Origin of the sequence: Nonomuraea sp. NPDC005650, from assembly GCF_040605375.1 — a bacterium.
Lineage (GTDB): Bacteria > Actinomycetota > Actinomycetes > Streptosporangiales > Streptosporangiaceae > Nonomuraea.
This window is the reverse complement of record NZ_JBEXCR010000027.1, coordinates 147,523-171,572: the sequence shown is the minus strand read 5'-3', so window position 1 is coordinate 171,572 and position 24,050 is coordinate 147,523. Positions and strand designations below refer to the sequence as shown.

The 24,050-nt window shown below is 67.2% G+C and carries 22 protein-coding genes; 14 read left to right on the top strand and 8 right to left on the bottom strand.

From position 1 onward, the window contains the following. The first annotated feature begins 43 nt into the window (after positions 1–43). From ABZS69_RS40105 to ABZS69_RS40095, 3 genes are all read left to right on the top strand, one after another. The gene (locus ABZS69_RS40105) at positions 44–1,306 is read left to right on the top strand and encodes a hypothetical protein (protein ID WP_355381494.1); all 1,263 of its coding nucleotides are present in this window, start codon (positions 44–46) and stop codon (positions 1,304–1,306) included. Between the two features lie 72 nt (positions 1,307–1,378). Then, complete coding sequence (locus tag ABZS69_RS40100; RefSeq protein WP_355381492.1) at positions 1,379–2,395, top strand: aminotransferase class V-fold PLP-dependent enzyme; 1,017 nt, start codon at positions 1,379–1,381, stop codon at positions 2,393–2,395. A gap of 233 nt (positions 2,396–2,628) precedes the next feature. Then, positions 2,629–4,455 carry a rhamnogalacturonan lyase gene (locus ABZS69_RS40095; protein WP_355381490.1) on the top strand — a complete coding sequence of 609 codons (1,827 nt, stop codon included), beginning with the start codon at positions 2,629–2,631 and terminating at the stop codon, positions 4,453–4,455. A gap of 12 nt (positions 4,456–4,467) precedes the next feature. Here ABZS69_RS40095 and ABZS69_RS40090 read toward each other — a convergent pair whose 3' ends face one another. From ABZS69_RS40090 to ABZS69_RS40070, 5 genes are all read right to left on the bottom strand, one after another. Further along, a complete protein-coding gene (locus ABZS69_RS40090; RefSeq protein ID WP_355381488.1) occupies positions 4,468–5,988 on the bottom strand; it encodes a hypothetical protein in 1,521 nt (506 codons plus the stop codon). Between the two features lie 3 nt (positions 5,989–5,991). Further along, positions 5,992–6,705 carry a helix-turn-helix domain-containing protein gene (locus tag ABZS69_RS40085; protein WP_355381486.1) on the bottom strand — a complete coding sequence of 238 codons (714 nt, stop codon included), beginning with the start codon at positions 6,703–6,705 and terminating at the stop codon, positions 5,992–5,994. Positions 6,706–7,479: 774 nt separating this feature from the next. Then, positions 7,480–7,689, bottom strand: coding sequence for a hypothetical protein (locus ABZS69_RS40080; RefSeq protein WP_355381484.1), 210 nt, complete (start codon positions 7,687–7,689; stop codon positions 7,480–7,482). 64 nt (positions 7,690–7,753) lie between these two features. Next, positions 7,754–8,725 (bottom strand): hypothetical protein, encoded by a 972-nt coding sequence (locus ABZS69_RS40075; protein WP_355381482.1) that lies wholly within the window; start codon positions 8,723–8,725, stop codon positions 7,754–7,756. A gap of 1,629 nt (positions 8,726–10,354) precedes the next feature. Continuing rightward, positions 10,355–10,729, bottom strand: coding sequence for a helix-turn-helix transcriptional regulator (locus ABZS69_RS40070; RefSeq protein ID WP_355381480.1), 375 nt, complete (start codon positions 10,727–10,729; stop codon positions 10,355–10,357). A gap of 254 nt (positions 10,730–10,983) precedes the next feature. Between ABZS69_RS40070 and ABZS69_RS40065 the strand changes: the two genes are divergently transcribed. The 3 genes from ABZS69_RS40065 (at position 10,984) to ABZS69_RS40055 (ending at position 12,769) form a co-directional block, all read left to right on the top strand. Next, positions 10,984–11,403 (top strand): transposase, encoded by a 420-nt coding sequence (locus ABZS69_RS40065; protein WP_355381522.1) that lies wholly within the window; start codon positions 10,984–10,986, stop codon positions 11,401–11,403. Beyond that, positions 11,400–12,434, top strand: coding sequence for an IS3 family transposase (locus ABZS69_RS40060; RefSeq protein WP_355381478.1), 1,035 nt, complete (start codon positions 11,400–11,402; stop codon positions 12,432–12,434). The genes ABZS69_RS40065 and ABZS69_RS40060 overlap by 4 nt, the downstream gene beginning before the upstream one ends. A gap of 131 nt (positions 12,435–12,565) precedes the next feature. Further along, positions 12,566–12,769 (top strand): hypothetical protein, encoded by a 204-nt coding sequence (locus ABZS69_RS40055; protein WP_355381476.1) that lies wholly within the window; start codon positions 12,566–12,568, stop codon positions 12,767–12,769. A 212-nt stretch (positions 12,770–12,981) separates the two neighbouring features. Here ABZS69_RS40055 and ABZS69_RS40050 read toward each other — a convergent pair whose 3' ends face one another. Then, a complete protein-coding gene (locus ABZS69_RS40050) occupies positions 12,982–13,494 on the bottom strand; it encodes a hypothetical protein (protein WP_355381475.1) in 513 nt (170 codons plus the stop codon). 221 nt (positions 13,495–13,715) lie between these two features. On the opposite strand from ABZS69_RS40050, the gene ABZS69_RS40045 reads away from it, so the two are divergent. Then, positions 13,716–14,255: a hypothetical protein gene (locus tag ABZS69_RS40045; RefSeq protein WP_355381473.1), complete on the top strand. Its 540-nt coding sequence runs from the start codon at positions 13,716–13,718 to the stop codon at positions 14,253–14,255. Positions 14,256–14,475: 220 nt separating this feature from the next. Here the strand turns inward: ABZS69_RS40045 and ABZS69_RS40040 are convergent, their stop codons facing one another. Next, positions 14,476–15,888, bottom strand: a complete 1,413-nt coding sequence (locus ABZS69_RS40040; protein ID WP_355381471.1) for a hypothetical protein — start codon at positions 15,886–15,888, stop codon at positions 14,476–14,478. A 282-nt stretch (positions 15,889–16,170) separates the two neighbouring features. Between ABZS69_RS40040 and ABZS69_RS40035 the strand changes: the two genes are divergently transcribed. The 6 genes from ABZS69_RS40035 to ABZS69_RS40010 all read left to right on the top strand — a co-directional run bounded on the left by ABZS69_RS40035 (position 16,171) and on the right by ABZS69_RS40010 (position 22,038). After that, positions 16,171–17,517: a hypothetical protein gene (locus ABZS69_RS40035; RefSeq protein ID WP_355381469.1), complete on the top strand. Its 1,347-nt coding sequence runs from the start codon at positions 16,171–16,173 to the stop codon at positions 17,515–17,517. Between the two features lie 3 nt (positions 17,518–17,520). After that, on the top strand, positions 17,521–18,744 hold the full coding sequence (locus tag ABZS69_RS40030; RefSeq protein ID WP_355381467.1) for a metallophosphoesterase: 1,224 nt from the start codon (positions 17,521–17,523) through the stop codon (positions 18,742–18,744). Between the two features lie 23 nt (positions 18,745–18,767). Then, on the top strand, positions 18,768–19,304 hold the full coding sequence (gene dcd / locus ABZS69_RS40025; protein WP_355381465.1) for a dCTP deaminase: 537 nt from the start codon (positions 18,768–18,770) through the stop codon (positions 19,302–19,304). Beyond that, positions 19,301–19,831, top strand: a complete 531-nt coding sequence (locus tag ABZS69_RS40020; protein WP_355381463.1) for a hypothetical protein — start codon at positions 19,301–19,303, stop codon at positions 19,829–19,831. Before dcd ends, ABZS69_RS40020 begins: the two co-directional genes overlap by 4 nt. After that, positions 19,828–20,931: a glycosyltransferase family 4 protein gene (locus tag ABZS69_RS40015; RefSeq protein ID WP_355381461.1), complete on the top strand. Its 1,104-nt coding sequence runs from the start codon at positions 19,828–19,830 to the stop codon at positions 20,929–20,931. The genes ABZS69_RS40020 and ABZS69_RS40015 overlap by 4 nt, the downstream gene beginning before the upstream one ends. An 81-nt stretch (positions 20,932–21,012) precedes the next feature. Beyond that, a complete protein-coding gene (locus ABZS69_RS40010) occupies positions 21,013–22,038 on the top strand; it encodes a serine hydrolase domain-containing protein (RefSeq protein ID WP_355381459.1) in 1,026 nt (341 codons plus the stop codon). 93 nt (positions 22,039–22,131) lie between these two features. On the opposite strand, the gene ABZS69_RS40005 is transcribed toward ABZS69_RS40010, so the two are convergent. Next, positions 22,132–22,383 (bottom strand): hypothetical protein, encoded by a 252-nt coding sequence (locus tag ABZS69_RS40005; protein WP_355381457.1) that lies wholly within the window; start codon positions 22,381–22,383, stop codon positions 22,132–22,134. Between the two features lie 627 nt (positions 22,384–23,010). Here ABZS69_RS40005 and ABZS69_RS40000 point away from each other — a divergent pair. After that, entirely contained in the window at positions 23,011–24,033 is a 1,023-nt protein-coding gene (locus tag ABZS69_RS40000; RefSeq protein ID WP_355381455.1) for a NucA/NucB deoxyribonuclease domain-containing protein, read from the top strand. Positions 24,034–24,050: the final 17 nt, after the last annotated feature.

Here is a 24,050-nt window from a genome sequence, read left to right as displayed (position 1 = left end):
CAACCTGCACCCGGGCAACGTCCTGCTGGCCCCGGGCGGCCACGTGGTGCTGAACGACTTCGCCATCCCCGCCCTCGCCGAGGAGACGGCCGGCAGACTGCCCGGCTTCACCGCACCAGAGACCACGGCCGACCCAGCCCCCGAAACCACGCCAGAGCCCAGCCGGGGCGGGGCGCCCGAGACCACATCGGCGCCCGTTGGTGGGCCGGGGTCCGGAGCCGGGCCGGGGTCCGGCGGCGCCGAAGCTGCGCCAGAACGCGCCCCCGACGAGGCCGAGCCAGGACCCGCTGACGGCGGACAGGTGCGAGGACCCGCCCGCGACAGGACCGTGCCGGGACCGGCCGCCGATCTGTGGGCTCTGGGCGCGATCCTCTACACGGCGGCGCTCGGCAGGCCGCCGTTCGTCCGGGCCACCCCGGCGGCCACCGCGCAGGCCGTACGACAGGGGATCGCGATCGAGGCGAAGGACCCGTTCACCGCCCTCCTGCGCGACCTGCTCGCCCCCGACCCGGCCCGCCGCCCGGACGCCGCCACCGTCCGGGCGGTTCTGCAGGGCGCCGCCGCGCGGCCCGCCTTCGAGGTCGCCACCGTCACGGTCGGTGGCGTCGAGATCGTCGGCCACCCCATCCCCGCCGACGACCCCGCCCCGCTCCCGGCCCCGCCCAAGCGCTCACTGCGTCTCAAGCCGGCCTCGCTCGTCCCCGCCGTGGCCGCCGCCGCGGCCCTGGGCGCGGGCCTCGCGCTGCTCGTCCCGGTCGGCTCGACCGCGGCTCCCTCGGCCGCCGCCTCGGGCACTCAGGCCGCCGCACCCGTGCCGGACGACATCCCGCCGTTCACCAAACCACCCAAACCGTGCACGCTGGTCTCCGAGGAACTCGTCCGGGAGCTCACCCCCTCGGCGGGCAAGCCGTTCACGTACGAGAAGGGTGACTTCACCTCGTGCTCGTGGAAGAGCGACTACGCGATCCCGGAGGCCAAGCGCGGTGAGCTGTCCATCACGCTGGACACTCTGGACAGCGTGGCGATGTCGGACGGCACGTTCGACCTCTCGAAGCGGGTCGCGTCCCGGCTGCACCAGGACTATCGCGAGGTCGATGGCCTGGCGCACGACGCGTTCACCTATGTCGACGGCACGACGAGGGGCCTCAGACGGTACCGGGTGACGTATGAGTTCCGGCTGAGCAACCTCCACGGAACGGTCGAGTACGGCCGCTCGGTGGGCGTGGACCCGGACGGCTCCATCGCAGGGAACGCCGAGAAGGTCACCCGCCTGGTCATCGACCGCCTGCTGAAACGCCCCAGCTGACGCGCCGGCGACGGCGGCCGGCCCGCCCCGTGGCAGCGCGCCGCCCGCGCACGGCGAACTTAGGCTGGCCCCATGGACATCTCCTCGGCGGGCAAGCTCTGGGACGCCGACCCGGGCTGGCTCAACACCGCTTCCTACGGCCTGCCCCCTCGCCGCGCCTTCGAAGAACTCCAGGCCGTCCTGACCGAATGGCGGCACGGCAGCGGCGACTGGAAACCGTGGGACGCCTTCGTGGGCCGTTCACGCGCGGCCTTCGCCCGGCTCGTCGGCGCGCCCGAAGCCGACATCACGGTCAGCTCCACCGCCTCCCAGATCATGTCCACGGTCGCCACCGCGCTGCCGCCGGGGGCGCGCGTCCTGGTGCCGGAGATCGAGTTCACCAGCAACCTGTTCCCCTGGGCGGTGGCCGCCGAGGTCGAGACCGTGCCCGCCGACCGGCTGGCCGACGCCGTCGACGGCTCCACCGCCGCCGTCGCCTTCAGCCTCGTCCAGTCCGCCACCGGGTACGTCGCCCCGCTCCAGGACATCGTGGCCGCCGCCCGCGACCACGACGCGCTGGTCATCGCCGACGCCTCGCAGGCCTGCGGCTGGCTGCCGGTCGGCGTCGAGGGCATCGACGCGCTGGCCTGCGCCGCGTACAAGTGGCTGATGGCGCCGCGCGGGGCCGCGTTCGGCTACCTGTCGCCCCGCCTGCGCGAGCGCATGCGCCCGCTGGCCGCCAACTGGTACGCCGGGGCCGACGAGGGCGGCTCCTACTACGGCCCGCCGCTGCGGCTCGCGCCGGACGCCCGCGCGTTCGACCTGTCGCCGGCCTGGTTCTCGTACGTCGGCGCCGCCCCGGCCATCGAGCTGCTCAACGAGCTCGGCATCGAGCGGATCCGCGACCACGACGTCGCCCTGGCCAACCGTTTCAGGGCCGGGCTCGGCCTAGAACCGTCCGACTCGGCCATCGTCTCCGTGGACGCCCCGGGCGAGCGTCTGGAGGGGGCCGGCATCCGCGCGGCCGTGCGGGCGGGCAAGGTGCGGGCCAGCTTCCACGTCTACAACACCGCCGACGACGTCGACCGCGCGCTGGACGCCCTCACCTGACCCGGCTTCATGACAACGGACCCTTGCGGCCCTGAGACGGGGCCGCTTTAATACGCCGGGCCGCGGCCGCGGCGCCCCTGTTCGCCGACGAGGAGACATTGTGGCCATTTCCGCAGGTCTGACATTCGTCCCTGACATCCGCGGCCCCGGCCTGCGTCCGTTAACGCTAACACCCCGATGAAACTTTCTTTTTCGCCCATCGGGAAAGCGCTTACCAAGAAGGGGAAGAACGAATGCGCTTACGAATGGCCGGCGCGGCGGCGCTCCTCGCCCTGGCAACGGCGATCAACGGCGTCCCCGCCCAGGCCGCCCCGCCCACCAAGCAGATGGAGGACCTCGACCGCGGCCTGATCAGCGTCCGGTCCGGATCGGGCAACCTCGTGTCCTGGCGGCTGCTCGGCACCGACGCCGACGGCGTGGCGTTCAACGTCTACCGGGGCTCAACCAGGGTCGCCACGAACCTCACCGCCTCCACCAACTACCTCGACAACGGCGCCGCCGCCGACGCCTCGTACACGGTCAGGGCCGTGGTCGGCGGGACCGAGCAGGCCGCCTCGCCCGCCTCGCTCCGCTTCACCGGCGGCTCGTACCTCGACGTGCCGATCCAGCCGCCGTCGGGCGGCACGACCCCGGACGGCGTCGCCTACACCTACAGCGCCAACGACGCCAGCGTGGGCGACATGGACGGGGACGGCCGGTACGAGATCGTGCTCAAGTGGGACCCGTCCAACGCCAAGGACAACTCCCAGTCGGGCTACACCGGCAACGTGTACGTGGACGCGTACCGGCTGGACGGCACCCGCCTGTGGCGCATCGACCTGGGCCGCAACATCCGCGCGGGCGCCCACTACACCCAGTTCCAGGTGTACGACTACGACGGCGACGGCCGGGCCGAGGTCGCGATGAAGACCGCCGACGGCACCAGGGACGGGGCCGGCACGGTCATCGGCAGCTCCTCGGCCGACTACCGCAACTCCAGCGGGTATGTCCTGTCCGGCCCCGAGTATCTGACGATGTTCGACGGGCAGACCGGCGCCGCCAGGTCCACGGTCTCCTACGACCCGCCGCGCGGCACCGTGTCGAGCTGGGGCGACTCGTACGGCAACCGGGTGGACCGCTTCCTGGCCGGGACCGCGTACCTGGACGGCGAACGCCCCTCGCTGATCATGGCCCGCGGCTACTACACCCGCTCGGTCATCGCCGCCTGGGACTTCCGCAACGGCACGCTCACCAAGCGCTGGACGTTCGACAGCAACTCGGCGGGCTCCCAGTGGACCGGCCAGGGCAGCCACAGCCTGTCCGTCGGCGACGTCGACCAGGACGGCAGGGACGAGATCGTGTACGGCGCCATGGCCGTCAACGACAACGGCACCGGCATGTGGACCACGGGCACCGGCCACGGCGACGCCCAGCACCTGGGCGACTTCGACCCGGCCAGGGCGGGCCTGGAGTACTTCAAGGTGAGTGAGTCGGGCTCCCAGCCGTCCTCGCTCTACATCGACCCGCGCACCGGCCAGATCCTCTGGTCCACCCCCGCCAACGGCGACAACGGCCGCGGCGTGGCCGGCGACATCTCGACGGTCAGGATCGCCAGTGAGTTCTGGTCCGCCGCCGACGGGAACCTGCGCAGCGTCACCGGCAACAACGCCGGCCGCAAGCCGTCCTCGGTCAACTTCCTCGTCTGGTGGGACGCCGACCCGCTCCGGGAGCTGCTCGACCAGACCAGGATCGACAAGTACGGCACCAGCGCCGACACCCGCCTGCTGACCGCCTCCGGCGTGCACTCCAACAACGGCACCAAGGCCACCCCGTCGCTGTCGGCGGACCTGTTCGGCGACTGGCGCGAAGAGGTCGTCTGGCCCACCAGCGACAACCGCGCGCTGCGGATCTACGCCACGACCACGCCCACCGACCGCCGCATCTACACCCTGATGCACGACCCGCTGTACCGGGTGTCGGTCGCGTGGCAGAACACCGCCTACAACCAGCCGCCGCACACGAGCTTCTTCATCGGCGACAGCATGCCCACCCCACCCAGGCCAAACATTTATGTCCGCTGATCTTCGCTACCACTAGTTGATCTCCTGGGCCGTCTGTGGGCCGTCAGCCATGGAGGCGGGCCGCCGGAGCGCGCGGTCGATGACCTTGCGCATCCGCTGCTCGCTCTTCTCCATCAGGTGCGCGTAGGTCTTCAGGAGCAGCACGCCGCCATCGGTGTGTCCCAACCACTCGGCGACGGCTTTCGGGCTCTCGCCCTCGGTCAAGAGCAGGCTCGCGAAGTAGTGCCGCATCGCGTGCATGCCGTGCTCGCGGAAGGTGGCCCCGCGGTTCTCCTTGCGGGGCCACCTCAGCGCGTCGGGCGGAGTGTTGCGCTGAACGGTCAGCCCGGTGACAGCCTCGCCACTGCGGATCCGCGCCAGGACTGCAGCCACCTGGCTGTCGGGCATGCGGCTCACATAGGCTTTGAGGGATCGAGGACGCGACTCGCTCTCGATGATGGCGACGATCTGCCGCGCCTCCTCAGGGGTCGCTCCCGCGCCGATGAGCAGCCGCTCAGGTAGCGGCGGAACGATGCCCACCGCTTCAAGCGCCTTGTGCCAGAGCCCGTTGATCCTTTCCTTGTGGAGCGCTCCGCCGTAGGCGTTCCCGGGCATGGTGAAGAACAACCGGGCAGCGTGCGGGTCGCCGTCAGGGGACCGCCATGGCAAGGTCACCGTGAGCGGCGGAAACCTCCGCATGTGCTCGGTCAGGGCGAGCTTCACACTCTCCGGTAACGGCTCCTCGCGGGCCTTGTTGAACTTCGGCGGCGCGAAAAAGAGCTTGCCCTTCAACACCTTGATCTGCCGCTGGATCGTCACACCGTCGCGGAACCAGTCCACGTCATCGGGGGAAAATCCCAGGATCTCGCCCTGACGCATCCCGAGGCCGGCGCCAACGTCCACCATGGCCCGGAACGGCTCAGGCAGCGCCTCCCCCATGGCTTGCACCTGCCCTTGGGTCCAGGGCACGAGCTTCTTCTTGGTCACACCCGGCAGCACGACCGTGCTCGACTTCGTCGGGTTCTTGACGACCACCTCGTCTTCGACCGCAACGGCGAAAATGGTGCCCACGTGACGCATGATCGTCTCAATGTAGGTGGGGGCGAGCCCTGCGTTCTCCATCGACTTCACCAGGGCCTGAATCATGCTTGGGCGTCTCGAAAGCCGTCCCATCTCCTTGCCACCGATGATCGGATAGACGTGCAGCGTCAGGCGCGTCCGCATCGCCTCTTGCGTCGAGACGTCCAAGGTGCGGTTCTCGATGACCTCCTCGGCGAACTTCTGGAAGGTGACCCTGCCTGCGTCGGGATCGATGTACGTTCCGCGGAGTAGGTCAGCCTCGACTACCTTCTTCCGGTTCTCGGCATCGACCTTCTTGCCGAAGCTCTCGTTCTTCTCCCGGCTATCAGGCCCGTCGTACCTGAGTCGCCAGCGCGAGCCCTTGCCATACCTCTTCGGATCTCGCTCCATGACCGGCTTGCCGTTCCCGTCGAGCAGGACCTTGCCATCCGGGCCGCAGGCCTTCCTGTACCACCGGTCCTCAATGTGCGCCACCGATCAACCCTCCATGTCCTGGTCACGCCCACTCGAGAAGCTCTCGTATACCTCACGAGGATTCATGGAAACCGCCCTGGCCATCTGATCGTTCCCGAACCGTTCTCGCCAAGATTGCAGGGTGGCTAGCACGTCAGGGAGCGGCCAATTTTGATCTGTCCCTGCGGCGGGATCTTCCAGATCTACGAACGCGCGCTCGTGATGTCCGAGGCCGACCAGCCCTTGCCAGGCCGCCAGGTGATCCTCGTAGGCGCGCAGCGCCTTCATGGCCCACACCATCCCCCAAGCAGCTCCATGGTCGAGGCTGTCCACGCTCTTGGCCGTTGCTGGCACTCTGTCAGCGAGCGCGAATACGAGGGACTCGATGTCTTCGCGCCAGTCTTTGTACAAGTCGAGGAGGGTATCGGCTTGCAGTTCCGAGGTGGCTCGGAGCCGATCGACCGAGTACCGAAGCTCGTGGTCTGAAGGTGTCGAACTAGCCCCCATCGAGAGAAGGTCCGTCCCGAGCACCTTTGCGATCAGATGTGCTTCGTTGAGCCGTACTGGGCGTTCTCCGTTCTCCACGCGCTGCACGGTCTGCTGGTGAAAGGGCAGGCCGAAGGCTTTAAGCTCGCGCGCCAGGTCAGTCTGCGTCATCTTGCGCGCCTCGCGGAGCCGCTTCATCTGCTGGATGAAGTTGTGCTCCCACAAGGCGTGCGGGTTCGGTATGTCTGCCACAGACCGCACGGTACAACGTTTTGTAGGTGGGCTTCCACATCTTGATTATGCGATTGGCGTTGGCTGTGTTAGATGTGGAACCAGGACGTGATGAGCAGCATCGACATCTGATTGCTCGCGGCCAAGGCATCGCTTGACCAGTTCAGGAAGAGACACGGTGAAGACTCCACGCGCGCCCCGGCAGGTCCGCAGCACGCGTCCAGCCAACGACCAACTCCTGTTGCTCCCGGAAATCGCCGAGTATGTCAGGCGCAGCGAGGCCACCCTCCGGTACCTGCGTCATGTCGGCGGCGAAGGCGCCCCGCCTCTTTGGCGTCAGGGCCGGCGGCTGGTCGCGTGGAAGAGCGAAATTGACGCTTGGCTTGACGAGCAGCGCGAAGCTGACGAGCAGGCATCGCAGTCTGCTTGACGGGGGAACCCAGGGCGGCTTTCACGCAGGCTTGGCCCGTTGATGCTTGCTCTGGACTGAGGTGGTTCGCCCTGAGGTAATCAATCTCAGCGCCTTTACAACATAGATTCGCTCGTTGCGTCTTTCGTACCGCACCCGCACCCGTCGCCGTGCGAGAGGGTGACACGAGGCGGCTCGACAGTGACACTGCCAGAAGGGTTGATGCGCTCGTACGCCTCGCGACGGGCGCGCTGCTCGGCCAGCAACTCCGCTGCTCGGCTGCTCGCTGCTCTTTAAAGTGCGATCGTCTAGCCGCCGCGCGGCAGAGGTCCAGGGCGTTCACCAGGGTTCTGGAGTCGGCCGCGATAGCACGACAGCGGTCCTGGTTATCGGTCCCTGTCGCGGCGACGGAGAGAAGACAGACCCGCATCCACCGCGTAGGCGACGAGCAGGGCCATGGCCAAAATGGCCAGCAGCGCAACAAATTCCCAGATGGTCGGCAGGGAGGCGCGCCAGTCGTGGGTCACGATGTTCAGACCCATGGCGACGATCGCGACGGTTACGAACCAGACCGTGCGCTCGGAGGGAAGCTTCACTGAGGAGCCCTTCGTGGTACAGCGGGGTGACCAGGCTGGCACTGCACCCAGATCGTCCCAAAAGTTACTTCACGGAGCCAGCAATCCCCTGCCGCATCAGCTCTCTCAAACGCTCGCGAGTCCGCTGTTCGGCAAGTAACGTGGCGTGCTCGGCCGCGCGCTGCTGGACCGGCCAGGGGGTGACGAGCTGTCCGTCCGGGTTGATCCACGCGGACAGTCGGTGCCGGATCCAGCTCGGGAGCCAGCGTGGGGCGTGGGTGTGGATCCATGGGGTGCCGTCCGGCCGGTGGTCGAGCGCGTGCCGGATGTCGCTGATGGTCGCGCCAAGCTCGAACACGGGCCGCAGCACGCTGCGCAGGTGCCGCGCGGAGATGCGGCGCAACAGCGGCACCTCACGGATCAGCTGCTCACACGCTGCGAGTCTGTCCTTCCTGGTGACCGGCGTGACGGTCGCTCGCCACTCGCTGGCTGGTGTCGCGGGCGCGGTGCGTCGTCTCGCGCGCGCGTTACGGGGAGTCTCCTCACCTACAGCAAGGGGGGAGGGCTTGGGGGTGCAAGATCCATCCACAGGGGCGCTGCCTGCGGAAACGTCAGATACCAGCTCCAGGTGCGGGCGGGTCGGCACGGTCTCGCACGGCCACGGAACCTCCTCCGCGCTCACGGGCGTGACCGTCGCGGGCTGCGAGGGGTCGTCCTCATCGGCCTCAAGGATCGCAGTCGGGACGATCAGCAGGTACTGGGCGGCCTCGTTGCCGCGCCCGTCGTCGTCCAGCCCGCAGCGGGTGCCCTTCCGGAAGCGAACCGTGGTGCCGGGCACCGCGCGAGCCAGCAACCCGGCCTTGATGAACCACGCGTACAAGTTCGCGACGGTCCGCTCCGACAGCCCGAGGTCGGCGGCCAGGTGCTTCCAGGTGGCGCCCTTCTTCGGCGCGGTCAGCATCGCCCACGTCGAGCGTCTCATCACCTGCCAGGCGAACCGCAGAGCATTACGCATCCAGTCGGCGCGCCGGCCGGTGGCCTCAACGAGATACTGCACCGCCTCGGACCACAAGCCATGCGCGGGCGCGAGGATGTGCCCGTCCGGGATCAGCGGACGAGGCTCACCACTGCCCGGACGATCGGGGGGCGGGGGTGATGGGGACGCGGCTGTCCCGCACGCGACGGATTCCGGGCGTGCTGGGGCAGCCGCTTGGGCGCGTGCTATGGTCGGCTCCAAGCGTCACGGGTTTTGGCGCGCAGAAGCCCCCGGCAACGGCCTCGGGCCGCTGCACGAAAGACCTCAACGCGATGTTGTGAGGAAGCCGGACCGGCGACTCAGCCGCTCAGCTCGTCTGGTTGGCCGCCTGGAGCTGAACGATCTGGTCGCGGGTATCGCGACTTCGAGAGGGCCCCGTACGCGGGGCCTTTTCTCATGTCCGGGGCCTCTCCCCTCCGCCGCGCGCCTGCCATGCGGCAAGGCGACGACCGAGATCTCGTCGACGTCGAGCGGGGCACACTGCTGGAGTTTCGCGCCGGTTCACGATCACGGCGGTGACACCACGGTGAGGGGCGGAAACGTGCGGACGGGCGCCGCATTCGCGTTCTGCGCTGCCGATCGTCACACGTCCTTCCCGATCACAAGACCCCCTCCGGACTGGCCAAAGGGTCCGTTACGGATGGACCCTAGCGCGCTCGTCAATCAATGACCACTCCGCATAGCACATATATTGACGGCACGCACACAACCGCACCGGACAGCCCTCGCATGTCTGGAGATATCCAATACCCACCAGGCCCATGAAACCCGCTCCAGCGCCCGTACACGCCCACACAGACCCCGTCCGACGGTCAACGGCCAGCAGCACCTAGATGCCCGCGTGCTTGCGCAGGTCGGCCTCTTCCCGCGTCCCGGCCTGCAGCCGCCATCGGCACCGCCGTCCGCAACTCCAGATGGCCGCGCATCTCTCGAGTCACCGCGGCCGCCGACGATCGCTCGAACTTCTGACCGATGGGCGCAGGTCATGGAATGATTGCCTTACCGTCTACCGTTCCAAGACGCGGCAGACAGGTACCTGCCTCAACACGCGTTGAGACAGAGTCCGTGGTTCGGCTTGGCGGCACCAAACGCCAGGCCGTGTGGGAGCCCAGGTATGTGGCTAGCCTCGGCAGGATCAGTCGATGTGATGCCACCCGGCGAGGTAACCACTCGCTCGGAGCCGGTGCTTTACACCCACGTCCAAAGGAGAAGGTCAGCGAGTAGGACGGGAGGGTAGATGCTTAGCTGCACCTCGCTGGTCGGCTGAGATAGATAGCCATGGGGACCAATCCGGGAGCATGGCTCTCGGGCTTGGGTCCCGCTGGTGCGTTCCTCCTCGTAGCGATGTGCTTCCTTGCGATCCTGGGCGTTTGTGCGATCTTGGTCGCGGCCTACAAGACGAAGCACCGCGAGGGAGAGGTCCGCATCTCTTGGAAAGAAATCTCAGTCCGATGGAGCCAAGAGAAGGTACAGGAACAGTCTGAGGCGTTAGAACAGGCGCCAGAAGACACACCCGCGGTTGAGAAGCCGCGAGCAGCCGCTGGCGACACCGTCACCCCGAATGGGGGTGATGCAGTCGCCTAGAAAGGCCCCCTCTTTCCGAGGGGGCCTTCTGCATGTTGCGGAATGAAGGGCTCGGGCCCTCGCCACCTAGCTTTCGGAAGATCCCTGCTGTAGCTGCCGATGCCAGCGAGTGGGGTAAATCTCAATGTCGAGTGCTTGTTCCAGCCGTGCGAGGGTCGCTACGTCCGGGTAGACATCGCCAAGCAGCACGCGGCCGACCGTTCTCCACCCGAGGCCGGATCGCTCGGCCAGTCCGCGATGGGTCAACTCTCGCGTCTCCATCGCCGCCTTCAGCCGCCTGGCGATCTCCTGCCCAACATGAGCGCCAATGGGGGCGTCTGGCGATAGTTCAGCGCTTGGCCACTCGCCACTGACGATGTAGGCGTTCGGGGCTTGGTCATTGCGCACCAGGCCCTCCTCTACATCTGCGGCTCCAGCCTCCGTCTCGTGAATCGTCATCATTCCACCTCCACATGGGCCATACATGGCCCACGCAGTGTATGGTCCTGCAGTCCAAGGTGAACGCCGCCCGCCGGACGAAAGGCATGATCATCGCGCGAATCAACATCTACAAATACGAGGCCGGGGGCCGTGTTCTCGACGGCTGGTTCCACCAAGAGCACGCCCCCTCTGTGCGAAGCTCAAGTGAGACAGATGGGACTAAAGTTCCTTAACTGACATGAGTAGGGCGAGAACGGGTATCCACCGCAGTGACCATGACCAGCCATGATCTCCAGCGCGGCACCGGGCCGCGTGCCGACCGGCCCAAGCGGCGGACCTTCACCGCCGCCTACAAGCTGCAGATCGTCGAGGAGTACGACGCGGCGCCGGACGGCACCAAGGGCGCGATCTTGCGCCGGGAAGGGCTGTATGAGGCCAGCATCTCGCTGTGGCGGCGCCAGCGTGACAATGGTGAGCTGACCTCCGCCGCCGGCCCGGCCGGTGCGCCCCGGGCCCGCAAGACGCCCGAGCAGTTGGAGTTGGAGCGGCTGCGCAAAGAGAACGCGGCACTGGCGCGGGACAAGGCGCGGGCGGAGAAGAAGCTGGCGCAGACCGAGGCCGCCCTGGACATCATGGGAAAAGGTTTCGCGCTCTTGGAAATGATCTCCGAGAGCGCGGAGAACGAGCGTTCGTGACCACCGTCCGGCGCGAGACGCTGGAGCTGTTGCGGGCCGCCTGCCTGCCGATCGCCGCCTGCTGCGCGCTGACTGGGATTGCCCGGGGCTCCTACTACCGCAGCCTGCGCCCGCGGCCCGAGCGCGTGCCGGGGACGCGTCCGGCGCCGCCGAACAAGCTCACCGCGGCCGAGCGCGAGGAGGTGGTCGCGGTCTTGAACAGCCCGCGCTTTGCCGACAAGGCGCCCCGCCAGGTATGGGCCGCACTGCTGGACGAGGGCACCTACCTGGCCTCGGTGTCGACCATGTACCGGCTGTTGCGCGAGCGGGATCAGGTGCGCGAGCGCCGCGCCCAGGCCCGCCATGAGGCCCGCAAGAAGCCCTACCTGGTCGCCCGCGCTCCAAATGAAATCTGGTCGTGGGACATCACGAAACTGCCCGGCCCGCAGGCGCGGCAGTTCTACGACCTATACGTGATGATCGACATCTTCTCCCGGTACGTCGTGCACTGGGAGATCCACTTGCGCGAATCGGGCGAGCTGGCCCGGCAGTTCATGGAGAACAGCCTGCTCGCCAACGGCGGCATCGCCCCGCAGACGATCCATTCCGACAACGGCACGTCGATGACCTCCCAGCCGGTCAGTGACCTGCTGGTCAGCTTGGACATCGCCAAGTCTCATTCCCGGCCGAAGGTCAGTAACGACAACCCCTACAGCGAGGCGGCGTTCAAGACCCTCAAGTACTGCCCGGTGTTTCCCGAGCGGTTCGATTCCCTGGCCGAGGCCGAGACGTTCTGCCACCACTTCTTCCAGTACTACAACCACGAGCACTACCACGCCGGCCTGGGCCTGCACACGCCGTTCACCGTGCACATCGGCACCGCCCCGGCCATCCAGGACCGACGCGAGCAGGCGCTCGATCGCTTCCGCACGGCCAACCCCCACCGGTTCACCCGCACACCGCGACTACCCAAGATCCCCACGGTCGCCTACATCAACCAGCCCGAAGAAGACCACAACAGCGCATCCACGCCCGCGCAGGAGGCCGCCTAGCGATCACCTCGGCAGCGTCCCTGTCGCACTTGACTTGACACCTACCGGCCGAGCGATTCGACGAAGCCACGCGATGGGACGGCCAAGACCTCGTCAGCATCCTGACCAGTGACAGGGACGACCACGAGACGTTGTATCGAACGGCGGAAGGCAAATGGGTGCTCCACCGCTGGTCGCAGTGGGAAGGCAAAGATGACACCTACAAATTCATCGATCACGCACGGGCGCGCATCTGGCTGCTGACCTGCAACCACGACGACGCTGTCGTGAAGCACTTCGGCGAACTGCCCGATGAGGCCGGACCTGGCGCCAGTGACGCCGAAACGGTGCCATGATGGGGACACCACCACCTTCGTTCGGCGATCATGGTGGGCTACGTTTCGGGTAGCGATGGGTCGGCCTCCGGGCGCTAGGGGTAGCGCTGCTTTCCGGGGGCCGTTTCCCTTTCTCGGGCCACCTGTCCTGTGCCGCCGAGGGATGATTGCGTCTCCCAGGCACCTTGCAGCGACTCAGAGTGCGTAATCACATAGGTCGGCGAAGACATCGGTCAGTCAGGCACGCCAGTCAGCCGTCTGGCCAGGTCGGTGGCGTCCTTCTGGGTGAAGGCGCCACTGATCTCCAGCGCGGGACCAGAAATCGGCTGTGTAATGGCCGGTGCGGTGACCACTTTGCCGTCGATGACGATGGCGAGCTGGTTCCGCGGGGTGGGCAGCTGGTACAGGGCCGACGTCAGCGCGGCGAACTTGGCGCTGTCGGTGTTGTTGAGCGTGACTTGGACTACCCAGGTCACGCCTCCGGACAGGCCGGCTTCCGCCTTCTCTGCTGTGATGTCGGTCAGGCCCTGGCCGAGCTTGTAACACGAGGTGCCGTCGAGAGCGCCCACCGTACCCGTAGCGCAGGGAATGGAGGACGTCTCAAGCACGGGCTGCAGCGCAAAGGACGTCACGTGCGGCTCAGACCGAGGCGCTCCAGTCATCGCTGTGAGCACTCTGGCCGCCATGAAGATCATGACGACTGCCAGCCCAAGAGCGACAATCGTTCCCGCGACAATAGCGATCACATGAACACGCCTCACAGAACCCCTCCCACAAGACGAGCTATCCCTTCTCGTATGACTGTCAGGGAGTTCCCCCCTCCACTCGTGACGACCGGAGCCTCTCGGTCAAACTATGGCGGCATGAACCTTATGGTCATCAACTTCCAGTGACAATGGTCAGCCTGTCGATGACAGAGGACGCCCCCTCCGGTGTCCATCAACCCACACTGGCTACAATCGAACACGTGAGCGAAGTGCACTGCCGCAAGGTCGTCGCCGAGTCCCGCATCGCGGCCATCGCCGTCATCGCGGCCGGAGAGACGTTCCCCACCCCGCTGTGGCAGCACCGCAACTTCGCCAGCGCCGTCCTCCGCCTGGCCGACCTCGCCGACCAGGCCGACGACGAGGAGCTGCAGCAGCTCACCGACGAACTGCTCGCCCTATTTCACGTCCTCAGCGAAGCACTGACCAACCACTACGGCCCGGCGCTTGCCGCGCACGCCGAACGCCTCCAGATCAGCACCGAGCAGGTGGAGGAACGCCTCTACCCGCCACTGCCAGCCGACGACGCCACCCGCCGCGCCTACGCCAACAGCATCTACGGCTCGGCCGACCGGCTCCGCAAGGCCGGGCTCATCGGCCTGGGCCAGGACCGTGGCCACGTCCTGCACAACATCGTCCGCATCGTGTGGGTGCTCGCGCAGCGCCGCGCCGACATCGACGCGTTCTTGACCCGGTTGGAGCAGCTGCGGGCCGATCTGGACCTCGTAGCGCGCATCTCGTAACACAAGTGACGACGATCACACCCAAACCGGTTCGCTTACGCAGGACGCCGCGTTCAAGTTGATCCCGCTCCTGGAGGCGAGCCGCTCGGCGGGCTGGCCCTTCTGACCGCTCTGAAAGACGTAAAGACCCCGCCGCCCTTGATGGGGCAGCGGGGTCTTCGTTGTCACAAGTAAGCGATTGGGCACACCATGATGGCGGCTCTCACCCCTCAACCCAGGACTACCTGGACGTCGGTACGTGCTCGTCTATCTCGCGAATCAATGCCTGCACGGTGCCCAAGCGCCGGGAATGCGGCATCAGCTCAGAACGAAGCTCGTCCAACAGGGAGAGACATCGAACCGAGGTGACCATCGGGAGTCGCCGCACCGCCAGACGCCCTGCGTGTACGGCCTGGTCCAGATCACCAGCTCCGGTGTAAGCGAGACTGAGCAGGGCGCTGTGGCGTAGCGCCGACCGGCGGTGCGCATCCGATGCGTCCAAGGCTCGTTCACGCAGCAAGGGCTCGGCTTTCAGGATGAGGCGGTTTCGGCGCCCGGGGACCTGACGCGCGAGCATGACGAGAGCACGACCAGCGAGGGCGTCTAGCTCGGTCGGTGTGACGTAACTGGCCCATGCGGGCCGTTCCTCGTCGGCTTCGCTGATCAGCCCCGCAGCACGGTCCCTGGCGCGCTCGACCCCCGTCAGATCGCCCGCACCAGCGTGCGCGAGAGCGCTGCGTGAAGCGATAAGTGCCTGCACAGCGGTGGGTGTATGGGATGCGGCCTCCGTGGCCGCTGCGGCGAGTTGAAGAGCGTCACGGTGCTTTCCGAGGGTGGTCGCGTGGTTGCTCATCAACGCCATGATGCTGGCGGCCACGCCCCGATCGCCTGCGGAGTGAGCGGCGTGCAGACCCGTGAGGTACCAGCGTTGCGCGCGGCCGTCGAGCGCCGCTTCCTGCGCCATCCAGCCGGACGTCTGCGCGAGCTGCGCGAGCGCCGTGCACAGGCGCTTACCGGTGTTGGCGTCGTAGCTGCCAGTGCGCACCAACCGGGCCACGCTGTCGAACTGGCCGCCGACGAAGTCGGCCGCGGCGCTTCCATGTTCCTCATCGAGCTGCTGCGCGCCCGCGACCGTGGTCTCGATGAGAGACATCAGCGAAGGCGGGACATGGCTGGATGTTGTCTGCTCCGGGATCGACGCGGGAGCGTCCAGCCACTCCCAGGCCGGCCCGGTCAAGGCCACGCCGCTCAGGGTCAGGAATGTGCGTCGTGTCAACATGCCGAGCCGCCACTCTCCCAACAGGTGCTGTAGGCCCGCGTGGTCCCACGGTACGTCAAGATCCCCACCCAGCCAGATCCTCGACGGGCGCGATGGAGTGGTCGCAGGCCACACCATGTCGAAGGAGATCGGCCGCTTGAGGGCCTGAACCAGCAGCTCAACCACAATGTCGGGGATCGGCGCACGCGGAGAAGCGCCGCGTAGCCAATGGTAAGGCGTCTTCTCATGGACACGGCGCTTCCCTGGATGCTGCTGGAGCACCGCGTTAACGCGCCTGGCGAGAGCCTCTGGACGCCATCCCACTTCGTCGAGCAGCAGCTTGAGCGATGGGTTCGGCTCTGGTGGCCGGACTTCACCAGTGACGGCACGGGCCATGTGGGGGCCTTCCGGCAGCGGAGGGTGGCAGCGGAGCACATGAGAACGCGTCGTCGAATCTACGCCCCCGGCCAGGGGTCTGACGGTGAAACGCACCAACCGCACCAACTCAGCGTCCGACCGCACCACCCGCACCGGCGGCTCGCCTACCCGAGTCATGATCGGCGATCCATCGTGGTGAGCAGCGGCCCCGCACCGCGCGAGGTTTCCGTGGCCGTACTCCCCGTTGCGGCCACATGAGCCGCCTCCTCATCTCGCTGGCCTCATCCCAAAGGAGTAGCCATGCACGATATGGCGCACAGTGCCCACACGAACCAGCAGAGAACCCCCGCCGATTCTCTCACCGTGCGCGGCGGGCGCACCCTGTCGGGAACAGCGACGGTGGACGGCTCCAAGAACGCAGCTCTGCCGCTGCTGGCCGCCGCCGCCGTACTCGGCCGGCCGGTCACCCTGACCAACCTGCCCACTTCCTCGGACACCGCCGCGCTGGCCGCGCTGATCTCCGCGGCTGGCAACCTGGTGGTCGCCTCTCCCGATGGCGCCCACACCATGCATGTCACGCCCGCGCGTGACCAGCGCGGCCCCGTTGACCGCGCGCTCGCCGCCCGCATCCGCGCCTCTTACTACCTGGTGCCAGCCCAACTGGACTGCGGCGTAGCAGACCTCCCGTGGCCGGGCGGCTGCGCCGTGGGCCACCGCGGGATGGAGCTGCACTTCGCCGTCTACGAAGCGTTCGGAGACACGGTCCACACCAGCGACGACGGCTATCGGATCACCAGCACCAAAAGCCAAGCCCGCACTCCGGTCGAGATCACGCTGCCGTTCCCGAGCCGCGGCGCCACCGTGGTGGCGCTGTTGCGGGCCTTGGTCGCTCACCGCCCACTGCTGCTGCATATGCCCTCCCTCTGCCCGGAAGTGACCGGCCTGGTGGAGGCGCTGCGGCTGGCCGACCATCACGCCGCCTACCTGCCGGACGGCACGCTGTCCTTCGAGCCCGGCGTGGCCTGCCCCGTCCGATGGAAGGTGCCCGGCGACAAGATTGAGGCAGCGACGCTTCTGGTCGCCATGGCCGCCACTGGCGGGCACGGCCGCATCCTCGGAGTAGACCCTCACCATCTGACGCCCTTCATAGAGCTGCTGACCAAGGCAGGATTCGTCGTCGAAGCGATCCCCGGTGGCGTCGAGCTCGGCGCGGACTTCCACCTGACGGGGACACCGATCAACGCGATCGCCTCCCTGGACACGCTGGGCGACGCCGATGGCCTCGACGCGGACTTCGAGCCGCCGCTGATGGCCCTGGCCATGACCGTGCCCGGCGTTCACTCCTTCGCTGACGAGATCAACCGTGGCCGGCACGCCAATCTGGTGCCGCAGCTGCGTCGTCTGGGCGCGGTCATCTTCGAGGAGTCCGCCACCGCCTGCCGGGTGAGCGGCCCGCAACGACTGGTCGGCGCGGACGTGGTAGCTGAGGACATCCGGACCGGGGCGGCGCTGCTGCTGGCCGCGCTGGTGGCCGAGGGCACCACGGTGGTGGCCCGTCTCAGCCAGGTTCGGCGCGGATACGCCGACCTGCCCGGCAAGCTCTGCGCGCTGGGCGCCGACATCACCGACACAGCCGGCGTGGTGTGAGTGATGGCCGCGGTCACAGCTCGTCTTCCCCTGCGCTCGGTGGACTCGATCCTGGCCACCACCGACGTGCATTCCGCTCTGGAGGAGCCGTCGTCGCTACTCACGCACCTGCACAGCGTCCGGCCCACCACGCTCGTGGCCGACTGCGGCGACTTCTTCGAGGGCAGCGGCCTCTACCATCTCGGAGGCGGCGAGATCGAGCGCCGACTTCTCATCCAGCTGTACGACGTCCTGGCCCCTGGCAATCACGGCTGGCACCATCACCTGGAGCCTGACCTGCGCCCGCTGACGGTGTGCGCGAACGTCACCGACGCGGCCGGAGACCTGGTGTTCCGACCCGTGCACTGGGCTCAGATCGGCGGCCAGCTCGTCGCCATCACCGCGGTCCTGGGCGAGCAGGCGTTCACCTGCCTGCCCGCCCAGCACCGCGCCGGCCTGCGATTCGTTTCCCCGGCTCACGCGCTGAACGCCTTGTCCGCCACCCATCGAGCCGATGCGTGGGTCGTGCTGAGCCACTCCGGCTACAAGCACGACATCGAGCTGGCACGGGCGTGCCCGCACCTGGATGTCATCTTCGCCGGCCATTGCCACAGCGACCACTACGGGCCCACGACGGTCGGGGCCACGCTGGTGGTCAAGGGGTATGAGCAGGCGGCCGGTTACGCCACGGCCAAGCCGAGCGGGCCGGGATGGCACGCTGCGGCTCACCGGTTCGCTCCCGCCAGCGGCGTCCCGGCGCCGCTGCAGGCGATCACGCGGCAGATCGACGAGCTGCGTGAGCGACTACGGGAACCGCTGGGCGTACTGGCCCCGCGCTTCCGCCGTCGGCCCTTGGACCTTGATCGGCTGCTCAGCGAGGCCGCCACCTACCTGCTGCAACGAAGCGCGGCCGAGGCGGTGGTTCTGAACCGCACCAGCCTGCGTACCGTCGACCTGCGTGACTACCTCACCAGAGGGTCACTCCTGCAGATCGAGCCGTTCGGTAACCGGCTCACCAGAGTGAGCCTGCCTGAGAAGGCCCATGACCAACCGCAGAAGCTCGTGGAAGACCTGGCCACGTGGATGGGGCCGATCATCACCGCGCCCGACCCACTTCCGACCCGCCTTCGTCACGTCCTGACCACCGGCTACGTGGCGACGACTTTCCTGGACGACTCCGGCACCACGCCGGACGGAGAGCCGCTCGCCGACATCATCCGGCACGTGCTCAGGACCAACCGGCCCTGACCAGATGGGGAGAGCGAACACCCATGATTCTCACCGGACCAGAGATCCAAGCCGCCGTCCACGACGGCAGAGTACGCATCGACCCGTACGACCGCGACCTGATCAACCCGAACAGTTACAACGTCCGGCTCGGCGACACCCTGCACGTCTACACCGAGCCTGTCATCGACGCCTACCGCCACAACCCGACCCAGACACAGCGCATCGACTCGACGGGGTTCGTCCTGCAGCCCGGCGAACTGTACCTCGGCCACACGCAGGAGCAGGTCGGCAGCGACGTGTTCGTGCCGCTGCTGTTCGGCCGCTCCTCTGTAGGACGACTCGGCCTGTTCGTGGAGATTACCGCCCCCATCGGCGACGTGGGGTTCCATGGCCAGTGGACGCTGATGCTGTCCCCTATCCGGCCGCTGCGCGTCTACCCGGGCATGAGGATCGGCCAGGTCATGTTCTTCGTCTGCGTCGGCCCCATCGACCTGTACCGAGGCAAGTACCAGGCGTCGATCGGCCCTCAAGCCTCGCGACTGTGGCGCGACCGGCAGCCGGTAGAGGTGCTCTCGTGATCCTCACCGGCCCCGCCATCGCCGCCGCCATCAGGGCGGGCGAGATTGCCATCAGTCCGTTCGAAGAGGAACGCCTGTCCCCGAACGCCTACGACTGGCGGCTCGGGGAGCACCTGCGCGTGTGCGAACAAGACCTCGACGCCGCCGCACCCTGCGGCTTCCCCGAGGTCGTCATGCCTCCCAGCGGTTTCGTACTGCAGCCGGGCGTCCTCTACCTCGGCCACACCCTGGAGCAGACCACCTCCGAGCATTACGCCCAGTTCCTCAACGGCGACCGCACCATCGGCGGCCTGGGCATCTGGGTCCACGTGTCCGCGCCTCTCGGCCACGCCGGGCACGCGATCCGCTGGACGCTGGAGATCCGCGCCGCCCGCCCGGTTCGCGTCTATCCCGGGATGACGTTCGGCAAGCTCGTCTTCTTCCAGACGTTCGGCGCTCCCGCCAGCTACCAGGACCTCGGCCTCAAGTACACCGGCTCGGTCGGCATCGACGTGTCACGTCTGTACGAGGAGATCCAACACTCATGAACGACCTCAAGTTGAGCGGCCCCGTACTGACCGCGTTGGACATGCCCGTGGCCAGTCCCGGCGGCAGCATCGAGCTGCTGTACGACCTCTACACGGGGACGACGCCGCTGATCGACGCCACGGTGTTCATGCTGGCCGGCGACCCTCCGCCGCCGCGCCTGCCAACTGGAGTACGAGTGGTGGAAGCCTCCGGCAAGTGCCTCGACGGTGCACCGTTCTGGGCGTACGTCGACCGGCTGCGCGACGCCCTGGCAGGAGCGGTCGACCGGGACACGGTCGAGATCGTGCACCTGCAGCATCTTGCGTTCGGCGCCGCCCCGGCCCTGCTCGGTCTCCTGCCTGACCATCCCGCGCTGGCGCTCGTCCACGGCACAGACCTGATCTTCGCCGCCACCCATCCCACCCAGCATCGCGTCCTGGCCGACACCGTCGCCGCCAGCCGCGCAATCGTCGCGCCGACGGCAGCGATGGCCGACCTGCTCATCGCTCTGCACGAGCCCGCCCGTCAAGCGCGCATCATCCATCTCCCGTGGGGCATCCCCGACGAGCTGATCCACACCCCGCCGCTGCCCCCTCGGGATCCGGACGGCACGCTACGGGTGTTGTACGCCGGGCGCTTGACGCAGGAGAAGGGATTCGACAGCGTCTACCGCATCATCACGGCCGTCGACGGCATGCACCTGTCCATCGCGGCCCCGCCGCGTCAGTACTCCGCTCACCCCATCTACCGGGAAAGGTCCAGCTACCCGCACACCTACCTCGGCTGGCTACCCCGCCGCAGGCTGTGGCAGACCTTCGCCGACCACGACCTCCTCATCGTGCCCTCCACCACCCTGGAAGCCTTCGGCCTGACCCCCTTGGAAGCCCAAGCGTGCGGTCTGCCGGTGCTCTACCAGCCCGTGCCCGGCCTGCAGGAGGTGCTCGGCGACTCCGCGCTGAGCAGCGTCGCCGACGCCTCAACGTTGACCCGCGTGCTGCGCGACCTGCGAACTGATCCGACGATCCTGGACGACTTGCGCGCGGCTGGCCGACGGAACGCGGGCCGCTTCCCGCTCTCGGCCACCGCGGCCGCGCTGCATAAGCTCGGCCAGGACATCTGACACGCACGCTGTTCGCCTGCCGGGAGCGTGCGTGGTTACTACGCTGGCCACTGCACACCGGCTCGACCATCAGGACGCATCATGGATGACACGCACGAGTCGATCACCCGGCTGCTGGAGCAGGGGGTGAGCGAGCGTGTATTCCCCGGCGCGGTCTGGGCGGTCGGCGACGTCGACGGCGTCCTCGACTGGGGGGTGTGCGGGCTGGCCGATCCCGACGACCCCGGCTCCGCGATGCGGCGCGACACTTTGTTCGACGTCGCCAGCCTCACGAAGGTCGTCGCCGTGTGGGCCGTCATCGGCAGCCTGTGGGAGCAGCAGCATCTCCCGCTGGACGAACCGCTGGCCACCTTCTGGCCCGAGGTCGACGGCCGTCCACTCGGCCTGGTTACCGCCCGCCAGCTCCTCACTCACACCGCTGGTGTGCCACTGCGAGCCAACCTCAAAGCTCTCTACGGCACCGACCACCGCTCCATCCGGGACGGCGTCCTCCGTGAGGCGCTGCACCGCCCGCCCGGCGAAGCGGTCGAGTACACCGACCGCGCCGCCCTCATCTTGGGCTTCCTCGCCGAGCACCTCACCTCGACCCCGCTGGACCAACTCGCTTCCGAACGGATCTGGGAACCGCTGGGCATGACGAGCACCCGCTTCGGCCCGCTGCCGACCCAGGATCGAGCGCGGTGCGCGCCCACAGAGCTTGACCCCGACACTGGCGCCCATCTGCGGGGCGTTGCCCACGACTTCTCCGCTCGCCTGCTCGATGGTGTGTGCGGCATCGCGGGCGTATTCTCCGACTTGGATGATCTGGCGCGCTTCCAACGCCACCTCCTCGACCCCGTGCCTGGGGTCGGGTACAGCGATGCCTGGGTCACGGAATCCCTCCAGATCCACACTGGGATTCTCACGCCCCAACGTGGACTGTTCTGGCATCCCGCTCCGGGCAACGACGACACCTACGTCCATTACGGGTTCACCGGAACGGCCCTGTGGGTCTCCCCCAAGCACGAACGGTGGTCCATCCTTCTCACGAACAAGTTGCACTATTCACGGGATCGCGAGCCGCTGATGACAATCCGCAACGCCTTCCGCACGCTCGTCTTCGCCTGAGCCGGTGCTCGACTGCTTGAACGACGAAAAGCCCCCGCTCACCTCCGAAGAGGCGAGCGGGGGCTCCCTAGCGGGGGCGACGTCGTGGCTGTCTCAACGCTGGTCCAGTGGCAGATCCGGCCGGGCGGTGTGCCGCGCCACGTACCCGGACACGTATGTGATCAGGCCCGGCAGGAGCGGGATTGCCAGCGTCTCGATCGCGTCGGGTAGCCACGAGATCAGGTCGAGACTGGCGTTCACGGTCTGCAGGACGGTCAGGAGCGCGAGCAGGCCCAAGTAGGAGCCCGCGGTGGCGGCCGTGACCTTGCGCTCGACCGGCTGGCGTTCGGGGTTTTCATGCACCATCGTTCCTCCTCGGGATGGGTGCGGACATGCGAAAGCGCCCACCCCTGGCTGGGTAGACGCAGTTAGACCGGTTCGTCGGATGGTTCCGTCGATCAGCCGGACTCGTACCCCTCGCGGCCGACAAGCGAATGGCGGACTGCCAACCAACCGACTGTGCCGTTCTCGCGCTTCACCGGCTATGTGATTACCCGGAAAGGCGATTGACGTTTTGGCTGTTCAGCCGCCTTTCCACACGGGCGAGTTAACGGATCTTCTGCGCCGAGTCAAGATCTTGTTCCCAAGCGCTCCGGATGTGAAGATCTCCGGCGGACCTTCACACCTGCAGCGAAGGGAAAAAGTGTGCATTTATGGACACGTCATGCACGGAGAGCAACCCTGGGAATGGTGCTAATAGGCGCATTATTCTCTGCCCCGCTCGGCCCCATCGCTTCGGCACAGACCACCGACGATCCTGGAGCGGCAAAGTCGACAGCCACGACACCGTCCCCCGCCGCGTCGCCGTCCACGCAAGCAGATAAGGATGCTGCCCGAATCCGAGCGGCCAACGCCTCCATTCGCGAGGACACGAGCGCCGGAAGAAAGTCAACCTCAGCGATCAAGGTCACCTCGTCCCGCCCCTGCGAGGAGGTGAAAAAGCAGCTGAGCAGTCTGCGGGCCAAGGGTGTGGACAAGGTCATGTGTACCCGCCCGCCTAAGCCGAAGATCGCCGCGGAGGAGCCTCCGGGCGGCGTACCCCCCGGCGTGCCCAACTGGTGCAAGGACGAGACCACTGGTTGGTACGGCCAGACCCGCTTCAACCAGTGCTTCTGGCAGATGGAAGGTGTCGACTGGATCCTGGCCGACACCGGTGAGGTCGTCGGCGGCATGGACTTCACCCACTACGTCGATGTCGTCACCGTGTGGAACGAGGGCGCGCTCATCTACGGCGAGCACATCTGGATACACAACGAGTGGGGCGAATGGGAGCCCACGACGCAGATCAGCTTCGGCGGACACTGCAACCCCGACTGTACGCAGGTGTCTGCCAGCGGCCCCAAGCCGCTGCAGTTTCGGACGTGGCTGCAGTTCAACGTGACGCTCAAGGTCACCGTTCCCACCGGCACGATGGAGAACATCAGCCTCGACTCACAGCTCACCTGGGCCACCCCCAACAGCGGCGACTTCGACAAGGCCGTCTATGTCACCGACGGCCCCATCGATCTGCGCTGCGACAACGGCATGCTCAAGGGCTGGACGAACACGGGCTGCGTCTTCTCCGACACCTGGCCTACTCTTACCTACAAGCGCAGTGAGGTCGAGGAGATCGTTGGCCACATCAGCCGCGCCCAGGCAAGAGGCAACCCTGGCGCCGTGGGCGACGTTCCCCTCACCCGCATGTACGACGACGCGGACGCGGAGCAGAACCGCGAGGATGCGTGCAGTTTCCTCACCGGGTCTCCCCCAGCCGGAGCGAACTGTGACGAGTATCCGTTCGCGCACACCTATGAGGGTGCCTACACCGGCGGCGGCGACTACCCCTCCGACTTCTCCGTCGAATGGGTGAACGCCACCCAGAACTCCCAGGCTGGCGGCCAGTATAGTAATTTCGTCCGGGACCAGCGACTTCTGGATAAGGATGCGTTCTTCGTCTTCCCTGACATGAACTCCTAAACGCAGCGGAGTCTTCG

Excerpts from the sequence above, each read along its gene's own strand:
- ABZS69_RS40100 (WP_355381492.1), top strand. The coding sequence starts at position 1,379 with ATGGACATCTCCTCGGCGGGCAAGCTCTGGGACGCCGACCCGGGCTGG.
- ABZS69_RS40095 (WP_355381490.1), top strand. The coding sequence starts at position 2,629 with ATGCGCTTACGAATGGCCGGCGCGGCGGCGCTCCTCGCCCTGGCAACG.
- ABZS69_RS40070 (WP_355381480.1), bottom strand. The coding sequence starts at position 10,729 with ATGATGACGATTCACGAGACGGAGGCTGGAGCCGCAGATGTAGAGGAG.
- ABZS69_RS40065 (WP_355381522.1), top strand. The coding sequence starts at position 10,984 with ATGACCAGCCATGATCTCCAGCGCGGCACCGGGCCGCGTGCCGACCGG.
- ABZS69_RS40040 (WP_355381471.1), bottom strand. The coding sequence starts at position 15,888 with ATGGCCCGTGCCGTCACTGGTGAAGTCCGGCCACCAGAGCCGAACCCA.
- ABZS69_RS40035 (WP_355381469.1), top strand. The coding sequence starts at position 16,171 with ATGCACGATATGGCGCACAGTGCCCACACGAACCAGCAGAGAACCCCC.
- ABZS69_RS40030 (WP_355381467.1), top strand. The coding sequence starts at position 17,521 with ATGGCCGCGGTCACAGCTCGTCTTCCCCTGCGCTCGGTGGACTCGATC.
- dcd (WP_355381465.1), top strand. The coding sequence starts at position 18,768 with ATGATTCTCACCGGACCAGAGATCCAAGCCGCCGTCCACGACGGCAGA.
- ABZS69_RS40015 (WP_355381461.1), top strand. The coding sequence starts at position 19,828 with ATGAACGACCTCAAGTTGAGCGGCCCCGTACTGACCGCGTTGGACATG.
- ABZS69_RS40010 (WP_355381459.1), top strand. The coding sequence starts at position 21,013 with ATGGATGACACGCACGAGTCGATCACCCGGCTGCTGGAGCAGGGGGTG.
- ABZS69_RS40005 (WP_355381457.1), bottom strand. The coding sequence starts at position 22,383 with ATGGTGCATGAAAACCCCGAACGCCAGCCGGTCGAGCGCAAGGTCACG.